Source organism: Pseudomonas karstica, from assembly GCF_009707515.1.
Lineage (GTDB): Bacteria > Pseudomonadota > Gammaproteobacteria > Pseudomonadales > Pseudomonadaceae > Aquipseudomonas > Aquipseudomonas karstica.
Genome location: NZ_WLYI01000012.1, coordinates 100,549 through 113,482, shown reverse-complemented (window position 1 = coordinate 113,482; position 12,934 = coordinate 100,549). Strand labels below are relative to the sequence as shown.

The 12,934-nt window shown below is 57.9% G+C and carries 12 protein-coding genes; 6 read left to right on the top strand and 6 right to left on the bottom strand.

The window, feature by feature from the left end; genetic code table 11:
• The 3 genes from GIR22_RS11010 to GIR22_RS11000 form a co-directional block, all read right to left on the bottom strand.
• On the bottom strand, positions 1–873 hold the full coding sequence (locus tag GIR22_RS11010; protein ID WP_154743346.1) for an ABC transporter permease: 873 nt from the start codon (positions 871–873) through the stop codon (positions 1–3).
• The gene (locus tag GIR22_RS11005) at positions 860–1,933 is read right to left on the bottom strand and encodes an ABC transporter ATP-binding protein (RefSeq protein WP_154743345.1); all 1,074 of its coding nucleotides are present in this window, start codon (positions 1,931–1,933) and stop codon (positions 860–862) included. The genes GIR22_RS11010 and GIR22_RS11005 overlap by 14 nt, the downstream gene beginning before the upstream one ends.
• 69 nt (positions 1,934–2,002) lie before the next feature.
• The gene (locus GIR22_RS11000) at positions 2,003–3,079 is read right to left on the bottom strand and encodes an ABC transporter substrate-binding protein (protein ID WP_343039649.1); all 1,077 of its coding nucleotides are present in this window, start codon (positions 3,077–3,079) and stop codon (positions 2,003–2,005) included.
• 222 nt (positions 3,080–3,301) lie between these two features.
• Between GIR22_RS11000 and GIR22_RS10995 the strand changes: the two genes are divergently transcribed.
• The 3 genes from GIR22_RS10995 to GIR22_RS26750 all read left to right on the top strand — a co-directional run bounded on the left by GIR22_RS10995 (position 3,302) and on the right by GIR22_RS26750 (position 4,811).
• A complete protein-coding gene (locus GIR22_RS10995; RefSeq protein ID WP_154743344.1) occupies positions 3,302–4,201 on the top strand; it encodes a LysR substrate-binding domain-containing protein in 900 nt (299 codons plus the stop codon).
• Positions 4,202–4,350: 149 nt separating this feature from the next.
• Positions 4,351–4,524 carry a hypothetical protein gene (locus GIR22_RS26755; protein WP_178122199.1) on the top strand — a complete coding sequence of 58 codons (174 nt, stop codon included), beginning with the start codon at positions 4,351–4,353 and terminating at the stop codon, positions 4,522–4,524.
• Positions 4,525–4,646: 122 nt separating this feature from the next.
• Positions 4,647–4,811, top strand: coding sequence for a hypothetical protein (locus tag GIR22_RS26750; RefSeq protein WP_377663096.1), 165 nt, complete (start codon positions 4,647–4,649; stop codon positions 4,809–4,811).
• 83 nt (positions 4,812–4,894) lie between these two features.
• Here GIR22_RS26750 and GIR22_RS10980 read toward each other — a convergent pair whose 3' ends face one another.
• From GIR22_RS10980 to GIR22_RS10970, 3 genes are all read right to left on the bottom strand, one after another.
• The gene (locus GIR22_RS10980) at positions 4,895–7,264 is read right to left on the bottom strand and encodes a membrane-bound PQQ-dependent dehydrogenase, glucose/quinate/shikimate family (RefSeq protein WP_154743343.1); all 2,370 of its coding nucleotides are present in this window, start codon (positions 7,262–7,264) and stop codon (positions 4,895–4,897) included.
• A 40-nt stretch (positions 7,265–7,304) separates the two neighbouring features.
• Positions 7,305–8,645 carry a carbohydrate porin gene (locus tag GIR22_RS10975; RefSeq protein WP_343039648.1) on the bottom strand — a complete coding sequence of 447 codons (1,341 nt, stop codon included), beginning with the start codon at positions 8,643–8,645 and terminating at the stop codon, positions 7,305–7,307.
• A 354-nt stretch (positions 8,646–8,999) separates the two neighbouring features.
• Entirely contained in the window at positions 9,000–9,140 is a 141-nt protein-coding gene (locus GIR22_RS10970) for a hypothetical protein (protein WP_154743342.1), read from the bottom strand.
• Between the two features lie 439 nt (positions 9,141–9,579).
• Between GIR22_RS10970 and GIR22_RS10965 the strand changes: the two genes are divergently transcribed.
• The 3 genes from GIR22_RS10965 to GIR22_RS10955 all read left to right on the top strand — a co-directional run bounded on the left by GIR22_RS10965 (position 9,580) and on the right by GIR22_RS10955 (position 12,909).
• Positions 9,580–11,280 (top strand): FAD-dependent monooxygenase, encoded by a 1,701-nt coding sequence (locus tag GIR22_RS10965; RefSeq protein WP_154743341.1) that lies wholly within the window; start codon positions 9,580–9,582, stop codon positions 11,278–11,280.
• A gap of 4 nt (positions 11,281–11,284) precedes the next feature.
• Positions 11,285–11,479, top strand: coding sequence for a DUF2783 domain-containing protein (locus tag GIR22_RS10960; protein WP_246208202.1), 195 nt, complete (start codon positions 11,285–11,287; stop codon positions 11,477–11,479).
• 86 nt (positions 11,480–11,565) lie between these two features.
• The gene (locus tag GIR22_RS10955; protein WP_154743340.1) at positions 11,566–12,909 is read left to right on the top strand and encodes an MFS transporter; all 1,344 of its coding nucleotides are present in this window, start codon (positions 11,566–11,568) and stop codon (positions 12,907–12,909) included.
• The last annotated feature ends 25 nt before the right edge of the window (positions 12,910–12,934 follow it).

Sequence of the window (12,934 nt, the reverse complement as noted above, 5' to 3'; positions counted from 1 at the left end):
TTACTCGAAGACTTGCTTGAAGCGGCGCTCGGCCAGCTTGCTGCAACCCAGAATGATGATCAGGTTGGCAACCAGCAGGAGCATCGCGATGGCGGCGCCGAGAGGCCAGTTGAGGGTGCCGAGGAATTCGTCGTAGGCCGCCGTCGCCACTACTTTCAGACGTCGGCCACCAATGATCGCGGGGGTCGCGAAGGCCGACGCCGCCAGGGCAAAGACAATGATCGAGCCGGAAAGAATGCCGGGCATGATCTGCGGCAGGATGATTCGGCGGAACACCGTCAGACGCGACGCGCCGAGGGACAGCCCGGCCCATTCCACCTGCAGATCCAGGCGCTGCAAGGTGGCCCACACGGCAATCACCATGAACGGCACCAGTACGTGGGTCAGCGCGATGATCACACCGAACTGGGTGAACAGCATCTTCACTGGCTGAGCAGTAATTCCCAACGCCTGCAAGGCATCGTTTATCAGGCCGTTATTACCCAGCAGAATCGCCCAGCCGAGCGTGCGCACCACCACCGAGATCAGCAGCGGCCCCAACACCACCAGCAGGAACAATGAACGCCAGCGCGGCGCCATGCGCGCAATGATGATGGTTTCCGGTACGCCCAGCAGCACGCAAAGGACCGTGACCGCCAGCGCCATGCCACCGGTGCGCAGGAAGATTTCGTGGAAATAGCCGTCGTTGAATACCTCCAGGTAATTGCCGAGGCTGTAGACTGGCAACACCCCAGCGGTGTCGCTGAACAGGTTGAGCGACAACATCGCGGTCAACAGCAACGGCACCAGCAACAGCGCGATGAAGACGAGCAATGCCGGTCCGCTCAACAACCACGGCGCGACGCCGACGTGTTCGGCATCATACCTGGCCATGGGCGACCTCCCGATCCAGCAGGCGCAGGTCGTCGTCGGACCAGTCCAACCCGACTTCACAACTTTCATCGGGCGGTGGCGTGCCCAGGTTGGGCTGGGTCATGTGCACCACACCGAAGTTACTTTCCACCGCGATCAACCACAGGTTACCGAGGAACACGCGCAAGCGGATGCGGCCGTTCAAACGTCCCTTGCCTGCCTCCGTCAGACGGATTTTTTCCGGGCGGATATAGACGTTGACCTCGTTGCCCAGCGCACGGTCTTCATGGGGTACGTGCAACAGCGTGTCCTTGACCTGCACATTGCAGCAACGATCGTTGCGGGTTTGTACCGCGCCAGCAAAGGCGTTGGTTTTGCCCAGGAACGCCGAGGCGAACGGTGAATGCGGGCGTTCGTAAGCTTCGAACGGTGTGTCGATCTGCACGATCCGGCCTTTTTGCATCACTGCGATGCGGTCGCTCATGGTCATGGCCTCGACCTGATCGTGGGTCACCAGAATCGTCGTGATACCCAGGTCGCGCTGAATCGCCCGCAACTCGATATGCATCTCTTCGCGCAATTTGGCATCGAGGTTGGACATGGGCTCGTCGAGCAGCAGCAGGTTCGGTCGAATCGCCAGGGCCCGGGCAATGGCGACCCGTTGACGTTGCCCGCCGGACAGCGCTTTGGGATAACGCTCGCCCAGGCCGCCAAGGCGCACCAGGTCCAGTGCCTCGTCGATGCGCTTGCTGCGCTCGGTCTTGGGTACACCGCGCATTTCCAAGCCAAAACTGATGTTCTGCGCCACGGTCATGTGCGGGAACAGCGCGTAGCTTTGAAAGACGATGCCCAGGCCCCGCTGCTCGGGGCGCACATGGGTGATGTCGCGGCCATCGAGGACAATGCGCCCTTCGGTTGGCTGGACGAAGCCTGCAATGGATTGCAGCGTGGTGGTCTTGCCGCATCCGGAAGGCCCGAGCAAGGCGATGAATTCGCCGTGGCGGACTTCCAGGTTCAATCCGTCGATGGCCCTGAAACTGCCATACGTCTTGACGATGCCTTCAAGTGTAAGAAATGCCATTGGCTTGCCACGCAGGCACGGACCTGCGTCTCCAGAATGATTTCGGGAAGGATCGGAGCCATACAGCGGCTAGCGTTCGACTGTGCGATTCCAGCGCGTCGTCCACTCGCTGCGCTGCTGGTTGATCGTCTCCCAATCAACCTTGATCAACGCGTTGACCTTCTCCGGGCCATAGGGCATGCGCGCGGCAATGTCAGGCGTAAGGGTGACGGTCTGGTTCACCGGTGCGAAGCCGTTTTCGTGAGCCTGAATTTTTTGCACTTCAGGTGACAGCACGTATTGAATGAATTGCTGCGACAGCTCGGGCTGCGCGTTGGGCGTAATGCCGCAGGCAGCGATCTGCAAGGCAATACCACCTTCTTTCGGGTAAATGAATTTGAGTGGAAAACCGGTACCCTGCAACGCCACCGCACGACCGCTGCCATACACCGCCATGACCACGTCGCCGTTCTGCATCATGCCGTCCATCTCACCCGGCGCCGACACCCAGGCCAGGACGTTGGGGCTGATTTCATCTTTCAGCGCCTTGAAGCCCGGGTCGATATTCTTTTCGCCACCGCCACGCAAACGAGCCATTTGCACCAACGTGTGCAAGCCGTAGGTATTGGTCACTGGCGGCATGCCCAGCAACTGCTTGTAGCGAGGGTCAGTCAGGTTCTCCCAGGAGTCGGGCGGTGCCCAGCCACGCTTGCTGAACGCCTCTTCGTTATAGCCGATGCCCGTGGCGACCACCCCAACCCCGGTCGCTTCAGGGCTGAGTCGCGCCAGCGGATAGAGATCCTTGTAGACCGGTGCATCGCTGAGTTTTTCGCACAGCCCCAGTTGCAGCGCCTGATACATGGGTCCGTCGTCCATCATCGCCACATTGATCTGTTGACGACCTTTCTGGGCCTGAAGCTTGGCCAGGGTCTCGGTGGAGTTGCCTGCGACGTAAACCACTTTGACGTTGTGCTGTTTCTCGAACGCGGGGATGACTTTGCTCTTGTACATCTGCTCGGTGGAGCCGCCGACACCGGCGACATACAGCGTCGGTTCGGCGAATGCCGCGCCACTGCCCAGCCCGGCAAGAGCAACAGCGAGAACAGTGGCAATACGGGTCAGCGGGCGAAACGGTGGGGTTATCAAGGTCAGGTCATGGTTATTCACAGACTATCTCCGAAGTGCGTGGGGCAGATCGAACAATGCGTCAGTTGCTTCGACGTCACTCGAAACCATGCAGCGCGCTGCATGTTCCCGGCAAATACAGCACGGGATGGCGCATCTTCATGTGCGCTATGGGTTGCTGGCCTGGAGTATTGCGAGGCACTATCCATATGGTCAAATCACAATATCCGGGTTAGTTATTCATATTTGACATGGAAGATCAGCATGAACCTCAGGCAGATAGAAGCATTCCGCAGCGTCATGCGCTTGGGCTCCATGACCGCTGCGGCAGAAGTGCTATACACCTCGCAGCCCAATGTCAGTCGGTTGATTGCACAGCTGGAACTGAGCACCGGGCTGACCCTGTTCAAGCGCGCGGGCGTGCGGCTAATCCCGACTCAAGAGGGCCAGGCGTTCTTTCATGAAGTGGAGCGCGCCTATGTGGGGCTCGACAGCCTCAAGCATTCGGCGAAGAACATTCGCAACCTGGGCACGGGAAGTTTACGCGTGGCGGCCGTGCCCTCGACCGGCATGAGCGTGCTTCCCGAAGTGATCAAGCACTTCACCGATACGCGCCCGGAACTCACGGTGTCATTGCACGTGAACTCCTCGCCTACGGTGGAGCAATGGGTAAAGTCGCAATTTTGCGACATCGGCATCGTGGTGCATCCCGGCGACGTCAACAGCCATCAAGTCGAGTTGCTCGCCCAATCAGCAGCCGTGTGTGTATTGCCTCGCTCACATGCGCTGGCGAAACGCTCGCACCTCACCTTCAAAGACCTCGAAGGGCAAGCGTTCATTTCACTCTGTCATGGCGATGGCACACGATCACAGGTCGACGGTTTGTTCGAACAGGCAGGCGTCGAGCGGGTGATGGCCGTCGAAGCGCAGTACAGCGCTATCAACTGCGAAATGGTCGCCCTCGGCATGGGCATCACCCTCGCCCACCCATTGGTCGCCAAGGATTATCAACATCGGGATATCGTGATCAGACCGTTCAGGCCGGACATCCTCTTTCCGACCTATGTGATATGGCCGGCCGCACAAACCCGGACGCGACTGGCCGAGGAGTTCGTCGATACGCTGAAGGCGTACTACCGAGACGTGGTGGACGCTGCCAGCTAATCTGCACAGCCGCCTGACGCCCAGCCCTGCCTATTTACGCAAAATGCGGCTATCGACTTGCCGATATCGGCTTTTTCACCCCTGCCCCCTTCCCTACAGTGTGTACGACTTCAACGGCGGGCAGCGCTCGCCCTGTTCAGGAATCGTGCATGCCCAGCCTGTCTTTGCGTATCGAACGGATCGACCCGCTCACGCCTCAAATTCGTCGCCTGATCCTGGTCGCTGGCACCGACCAACCGCTGCCCGGGCGTGATCGGGCCATCGGCATGGCCGTGCCCCGCCATCGCATTCACCCACAACCCCGCCAGCGAAGACTTCAATAAGGACGAATTCCCCTTCTACTGGTTGGCTCGCCTGCATAGCCGCTACTCAATGGCCATGGAGAAAGCGCTGAAGAAAATCGATATGGACATCCCGCGCTGGTACCAGCGCCAGTGACGGGCGGGTGACTCAGGTTTCGCTCACCGACACAGGCCGCCATGCCATCGAGGAAATCCAGCAGGGTACCAGCGATATCTTCCGCACCAGTTTCAAAGGCCTGACTGAAGCCCAGATCACCAAACTGAACGCAACGCTGGAAAAAATATTCAATAACCTGCCGCAAGACTGATCCGCAGCGACCAATGCCGTGGGCACTGGCGACAAAGGGCCGGGACACTTGAGTGCCCGGCCCTTCTTTATCAGACCGATCGCTTAATCCAGGCGGAACGCAATCACACTATCCCCCAGGGTTGTTCCAAGGGAGCCATGACCACCGGCAGAGATGATCACATACTGCTTGCCATCGCTGCCCATATAGGTCGATGGCGTGGCCTGCCCGCCCGCGGGCAGTTCGGTCTGCCAGAGGGTTTCGCCCGTATTGATATCGTAGGCACGGATAAAGTTATCAGCCGTTGCACCGTGGAAAACCACGCCACCAGCAGTTACCAAGGGCCCACCATGGGCAACCATGCCCATCGGGAAGCCGATCGGGAAGCGCCCTGGCAGGAAACTGGTTTTCAGGTTTTTAGTGGTTCCAGTGCGACGCATCCATTCGGTTTTGCCGGTGTTCAGGTCAACCCCGACCATGCGCCCCCAAGGCGGCGCGATACAGGGAACCCCAAGACCAGAGGCGAACTGCTGAATACGGATGGCATAGTCGCCTTTGAAGTTTTCGTTCCAGTAGGGCGTTCCATCCTGGGTAAACAGGCGTTTGTCTTCTGTTTGCGCAGTACGCTTGATCAGGTTGTATTTGTAGGCGAGACGCACAGGCGCTGCGATCAGGATCTGCCGGTCAGGATCGACAGCCACCGAGCCCCAGTTGAAGGCACCGATGTTGCCAGGAAAAATGAGCGAGCCAGACTCGGTACTTGGCGTCCATGGATTACCATCGTAACGCAGCTGCCTGTAGCTGATGCGGCAAGACATCTGATCAAAAGGTGTCATGCCCCACATGGATTTTTCCGTCAGCGCTTCAGGAATGAAGTTGAGCTTGGAAACCGGTTGTGTTGCAGCAAAGTGCTCACCCTCCACACCACCTTGGGTCGAGACCTCGACCTGATCGACAGGGACAATTGGCTCCCCTGTCAGGCGATTGAGTACAAAGATATTACCGACTTTGGTTGGCAATAGCAGTGCCGGTTGCTTGCTACCCTCCTTACCCAGGTCGACCAGCGTAGGCTGCGAAGGATTATCGCGGTCCCACAGGTCGTTGTGCGAAGTCTGGAATTTCCACTTGAACGCACCCGTGCTCAGGTCGAGCGCCACCAGGGTATCGCGGAATTTTTCAGTATTGCTGTTTGGGTCACGCTGGGTGCCAAGTTCATCGGGCGAGGCATTACCGAAAGGAACGTAGACCAGACCATTTTTCATGTCGGCACTCAGGGTGCCCCATGCGACAGGGGTGTCGTAGGGATAGGTCTTGTCCGCCGGAATCGGCTGGGTATTCTCCGGACTGGCGGGGTCGAAGTTCCACACCAACTGGCCGGTGATCACGTTGTAGGCCCTGATCACGCCGGATGGGTTGCCATCGTTGTAACCGTTGTCCATGACCGAGCCACCGACAACAATCAGATTGCCCGCCACCAGCGGCGCCGCTGTTTGCATCAAGGCATGTGGGCGAATCTCGCCCATGTTGGCACTCAGATCAACCACACCGTTGAGGCCAAAGTCATTGCACACTTTGCCGGTATCCGCGTCCAGCGCCACCAGCTTGGCATCCGCCGTTGCCGTGATAATGCGTTTTTCGCATTGCATCGCAGCGGATTGACCATTATCGGAAGCCGCAGAGTAATAACTCACGCCTCGGCAGGTCTGATGCTGTTGCAGGTAGGAGCGGTTTTTCTGCGGGGCGTACTTCCAGTCCAGTTTCCCGGTCTGCGGGTTCAGGGCATGCACCTCGTTATGAGCGGTACACAGGTACACCCGGTTATTGACCTTCAGGGGCGTCGCTTCAAACGTGTACTCGCTGGCATCTTTTTCAGCGTCGCGCAGGTCGCCGGTGTGGTACTCCCAGGCAACCGACAGTTTCTTGATATTGTCTGGCTTGATTTGGTCCAGGCTGGAGAAGCGCTGGCCATTATTGGTACCGCCATAAGCCACCCAGTCCTTCCCTGCTACATCGGTGCTGCGTGACGTCACAGGATTGCTGAGCTGACCTTGTATCGGGTAGGGATCGTAGAACATGACGGCAATCACGATCACCATCATTACCCCTACCGTGCCACCCAGGAAGGGATGAAAACCGCGGGTATCGGCGGGCGCCTGGGTCTGATTAAGCCGACGCACCACCCAAGGGAGTGCCAGCCAAAACCCTATCAGCGCGAACAGACCGCCACGGGGAATCCACTGCCACTTATCGAAGCCAACCTCGTAGATGATCCAGATCAGAATCCCCCACATCATCAGTGCGTACAGGGGCAGCGCCGCTCTTTTTTTCAGGAATATCAAAACCGCCGTCACCAGCACGCCAACGGCAATAACGGTATACGCTGGCGAACCACCGACAGCCACCAACTGTACGCCCATGTACAGCAGCGCAATACCCAGTATCGCCATCACGATACTTGTCACTCTGAGAATCATCGTTGTTTTCCTATTGTGTGAAGGAGTGAAAAGCCGCAGCTCAGAACACAGTATTGACAGTCAAGCCTACAACGGTGGCGTTATCCACTTCGTAAACGCCGCCGGGATTGGAGAGGTACTGAATGTTGGGACGCAGCATCAACCAAGGCGTCAATTTGAAGTCGTAATGTATTTCTGCCACGTACTCAGCGTGCTGGATCGGCTGATAAGCCGGGTTATCATAGTCCGTGAGATTGCGCGCTTCGTTGTGCAAGTGCTGATTTTTTGTCAGCGCCGGATTGACGTGCAGCTCACTGAAGCCAATCGCCAGCGAATCCTGCGGACGGGCGTCGAATGGACCGGCATAAATAGCGCCCACCTGAGCCTGCCAATCCAGAGTGCTGCTGCGCTTGTCGTACTGGGAGTAATGGGCGAACACACTGAGACCACGCTTGGCGTCACCGCCCACGGTGGTGATTTGCTGGCGAGCATAGGCATACATGCCATAGCGCCCATCAAGCTGATCTGCCGCCTCGCCAGTCACTTGTTTGCTTTGGCCGTTGGCATCTTCAAGCACATCATTGGCCGTTGCGCTGTTCCAGTAGCCTCCGACCATGTACTTGCCCGCCATCCCGGCCTCACCCAACGACGGTGTCCAACCCAATTCGCCGACATAGGTCGTTCCCTGTCGTCCTGATGTGTTCAGCTTGAAGCCGTTGTTGCTTTCCAGCAGGCTCGGGTTGTATTCGTAGGCGCCCACCTGGGCGTAGATTTTCGGGGTGAAGTTGACCTTGACTCGCCCTCCCCATTGCCCCACTGGTGAGTTGTACCAAACGGTGGACGCGTGACCAACCAGGCCGCCGCACAATGAGTTGTTCTGAAAAACACAACCTGTCGAATCGAAGTCACTGCCGATAGGCAAGCGGCCCACTTTTATGTCCAAAACGTCATCGAAGAATTTTTGTTGATACGCCAATGTGGTAATGCGCCAGGTCTGGCCACGTCCGTAGTTCTCCTGGACCGAAGACCCGAGCGTACCCGTGCGTGAGTCTGTAAGACGATCATTGGTTATGTCTCGACCGCTACGCTCTGTAATAAGTAACTGAAGATTGGCCTGCTCCCAACCCAGAATCTTTTCAAGATCAAATGCACCGCCCATGTTGAATTGATCGGTATAACGGACCGTAGAGTCGTGGTTATATCCGCCGTGAAGATTAGAGGCACTTTCCGACTGATAACTGAATTGAAAGTCATATCCCTTACCCAGCAATTCGGTTCGCAAACCACCCCAATCGCCGGTCATCCATCGAGAGTTCGCGGAGAACATTTGCTCCTGCGCCATGGCTCCCGTTGCAACAATGCTTATAAATAACCCACTGACAGGAATGATCTTGATCTTCACTGGAAGCCTTACTGGATGCGTTCTATTACGTGTTAGAGAAGAAGGCGTATTGCGCGCACAACTTGAAGGGCCGCGACGCTAACACATAGATAGCAGGCTATCAATTAGACCTACATGACAAATTTATCTTTAAAATCTTGAGCTTATGAGTAACCAGCCTATTTTCTTGGGCGATCAGAGACCCATGGAGGCAGCAACAAGTACTATTGAATATCGAGATACCGGCTATCGACTGTATGAATGACTGTTTAATCGTTCCCTTCACCAAATCACAGAGCTTTGGATCCTTTGCTGGCTATTGAACGCTGACAGAGTCATGTGGGTGATGTGCGCTTCCAAAAATCTAAAGCGTCGCTAGCCATCTTTAAATATTGCAGCAACAACAAATAGGGCATGACAAGAAACAGTACGCTCCAGCCATTGAATAACTAAAAATAAACCTGGATACCGCTCTTTGAGCGGCATCCGGATTTCGCCAGCACTTTCGTCAGGCATTCACGCTCAATGAAACATTATAACAATGGTCTACCGACGCTCTCATTGATCTTGGGTTGATACGTCATTGCAACTCGAATCGCTCACTCCCCAAGACGGCCATGGCCGCCAGGCAAAGTTCGTTCAGAGCTATTGGCCGTTGACCATCGCGTGGTGGAAATTCAAGCGTTCCATGCTCGATGCATCCGAGAAGCTGAACAGGTCGAATTGGCTTTCGGCGTGATGTGTACATGGGCAGTAGCGCAAGGCTTCGTACACCTTGAGCCGGCTGTATACAGGCTGAGTAGCAATAGTTCCGCCCGTTATCGTTCGCCATACCGGGGCCTACCAGCAAGTTGTCCCCTCAAGGGGACATCCCTTTGCCACGCGGGCCTTAAAGTCGCCTGAAATTGCGAACTGGCTCAGGCCAACAATCACAAAAATTCGGAGACGCATCGCGATGCACACACCACTCGCCGAGCCACGCCGCTCTATTTATTTCGACTACCAGGTTTTCCCTGCCCACACCGCCAGCGTAGGTGCCAGCCAGGTTGAACGTCGCCCAGTGGTCATTGTCGGCGCGGGGCCCATTGGCCTGACCACGGCATTGGACCTGGCCCGCTACGGCATACCATCGATCGTACTGGAATCCGAACGACAGGTCAGCGAAGGCAGCCGCGCTATCGTATTCACTCGCCGCTCCCTGGAGATTCTCCAGCAAGTCGGAGTTGCGGATCGAGTCGTCGAGGCGGGGCTGAGTTGGCGCTTTGGCAACTCCTTCTACCGCAACCAACGGGTCTTTCGCATGGAGGCCCCCCATGACGCGGATGACCGCTTCGCGCCAATGACCAACCTGCAACAGCCCTGTCTGGAGCAGTTTCTGGTTGACGCCTGCCAGGCCAATCCACTGGTCGAGCTGCGCTGGGGCAACAAGGTGGATCAGCTGACCCAGGCCGAGGATTACGCCACCCTGGACATTGACACACCCGCCGGCAGCTACCGGCTGCAAGCCAACTGGGTGGTCGCCGCCGACGGCGCTCGCTCGGCCATTCGCAGCCTGCTCGGCCTGAAACTCGAAGGCGCTGCCTATGAGGGTCGCTTCGTGATTGCCGATATCAAGATCGACCTCGATTTGCCGACTGAGCGACTGGCCTACTTCGACCCACACTGGAACCCCGGCAACACCGTGCTGATGCACCGCGAGCCAGGCAATATCTGGCGAATCGACTATCAGCTACCGCTGGATGAAACGCCGGAGCAGGCCTTGTCGCCCGAGTCCTTGCGCGAGCGAATCAACGCACAACTGGGCATTGTCGGGGTAGAAAATCCGCAGTGGGAACTGGACTGGTGCTCGGTGTATTCCGCACGGGCGCTGACCTTGCCGAACTACATCCATGACCGGGTGATTTTCACCGGCGATGCCGCGCACCTGCTGCCGATTTTTGGCGTTCGCGGCGCCAACACCGGCTTCCAGGACTGCCATGATCTGGGCTGGAAGCTGTCCCTGACCATCAAGGGCCTGGCCGGCCCGGGCCTACTCGCCTCGTACAGTACAGAGCGTGTGGCTGCCGCCCGTGAGATCATCGCCGAAGCGGGGAAAAGCACGCGGTTCATGACCCCGCCAACCCCGGGCCATTGCCTGGTGCGCGATGCGGTGCTGTCGCTGTCGCTGACCCAGGCATTCGTCCGCCCGCTCTACCATTGGCGTACCTCGCGCGCCCATGACTACGTCGACTCTTCCCTGAACTGCAAAGACGACGACAACACCCGCTTCGAATGCGGGCCGCGCCAGGGTGCACCCCTACTGAACATTCAGCTGGGTGACGACCAGTTCCTCTTTGACAAGCTGGGCGCGTCTTTTTACCTGCTGTACTTCACCGATGCCACCGAGGTTGCGAAGGATATCCAGACACAGGCGCAGGCACTGCGCGAGCAAGGTGTACCCCTGCAGATCCTCGCCGTTACCGGCAACCAGCAAGCCCAAGTCAGCGGTGCCGATGGACTGATCGACGATCGCAGCGCTCATTTGCGCAACAAATACGGCGCGGTCGCTGGCAGTGCCTATCTGGCACGGCCGGACCAGCACGTCTGCGCGCGCTGGCACCAGCTCAGCGGGCTGGCCTTGCGTAACGCCATCGAAACCGCCTTGGGCAATGAGTGAGGGCATGACCATGAAACAGAAGCAACTGAGCACCTCGGACCTTGAAAACGTTTATGACCAACTCGCTGACGCCCTCGACCAGGCAGCACAAGGCAAGCGCGAAATATTTCTGGTGAAACTGGCCCTGCTCAGCGCTGAGGCGCTGGGAAATGCCGAGCAATTCAGCGAACTGACCCGCGCAGCCTTGCAGGACCTATAGCCCCACCGACCTTTCGTGCTGTTTGCCGCCGGCCTGTTATTACAGGCCGGCGAGCCTTCCTATAACAATAATCAGGAAGTCCCCCAATGACTCAAAGCACCACTGCCACCGTAGCCAGCACGGCTGCTGCGTGGTCTCTCGAGCGCTATCAGCGCGTGTGCAACAAGGTATCCAAACGACTGATCGGGTTTTTGTTCGTCTGCTTCGTGCTGTCGTTCCTGGATCGAATCAACATCGGCTTTGCCGGCCTGACCATGATGGACGACCTGGGCCTGAGTGGAACCCAGTTCGGCCTGGCCTCCACCTTCTTCTATATTGCCTATATCGCCTGTGGTATTCCCAGCAATATAGCCCTGGCCCGAGTGGGTGCCCGCCGCTGGATCGGCAGCCTGATGATTGCTTGGGGGCTGGCTTCCACCTGCACCCTGTTCGCCACGGATGCCACCTCCCTGTACCTGTTGCGCACACTGGTTGGAGTCACCGAAGCCGGCTTCCTGCCTGGCGTGTTGCTGTACATGACCTTCTGGTTCCCCACCGCCTATCGAGCCCGGGCAAACGCCCTGTTCATGATCGCCATGCCCTTTACCGCCGGTTTCAGCTCAGCCCTGTCGGGCCTGATTTTAGGGCTGGATGGCATTTGGGGACTGAAGGGCTGGCAATGGCTGTTCCTGCTCGAAGGCTTGCCTTCGGTGCTGATGGGCTTCGTGGTGTTCCATTACCTGGATGACCGTCCGCAGCAGGCCAAGTGGCTGGATCGCGAAGAACAGACGCTGCTCCAGCACGCCCTTGATACCGACCGTGACACTAACGCGCCCGTCCAAGAGCATGATCGCAGCCTGTTAGCCGAGCTGGCCTCGCCACGTATCCTGCTGTTCTGCGTGGTCTACTTCTGCCTGGTTAATACCCTGGCGATGATCGCGGTCTGGACCCCGCTGATCGTGAAAAGCTTCAACAGCGCTGGCAGCAACGAATCGATTGGCTTCCTGGCGGCCATTCCACAAATCTGCACCATCATCCTGATGATCGTCTGGGGCCTGCACTCGGATCGCACCCGCGAACGGCGTTGGCACCTGGTGCTGCCGATGCTGCTGGCGGCGGCGGGCTGGATCCTCACGGCGCTGTCGACTCATGCATCGCTGCAGTTGGTCGGTGTGTGCATGGCCGCGAGCGGCTCGTACACTGCCATGTCGATATTCTGGACTACGCCGGACCAGGCACTGAGTTTCCGCGCCCGCGCCGTGGGCATCGCGGTAATCAACGCAGTGGGCAATATCGGTTCGGCACTCAACCCGCTGGTCATCGGCTGGTTGAAAGACCTGACCCACAGCTTCGGCTCAGGATTTGCCTATGCCGCGATCCTGATGATCATTGGTGCCCTGCTGGCGTTGCGCCTGCCACTCGCCGGGCGAATCGCCAGCACTGCTCCATAGCCGGCCCATTGAACGCTGGTGGAGT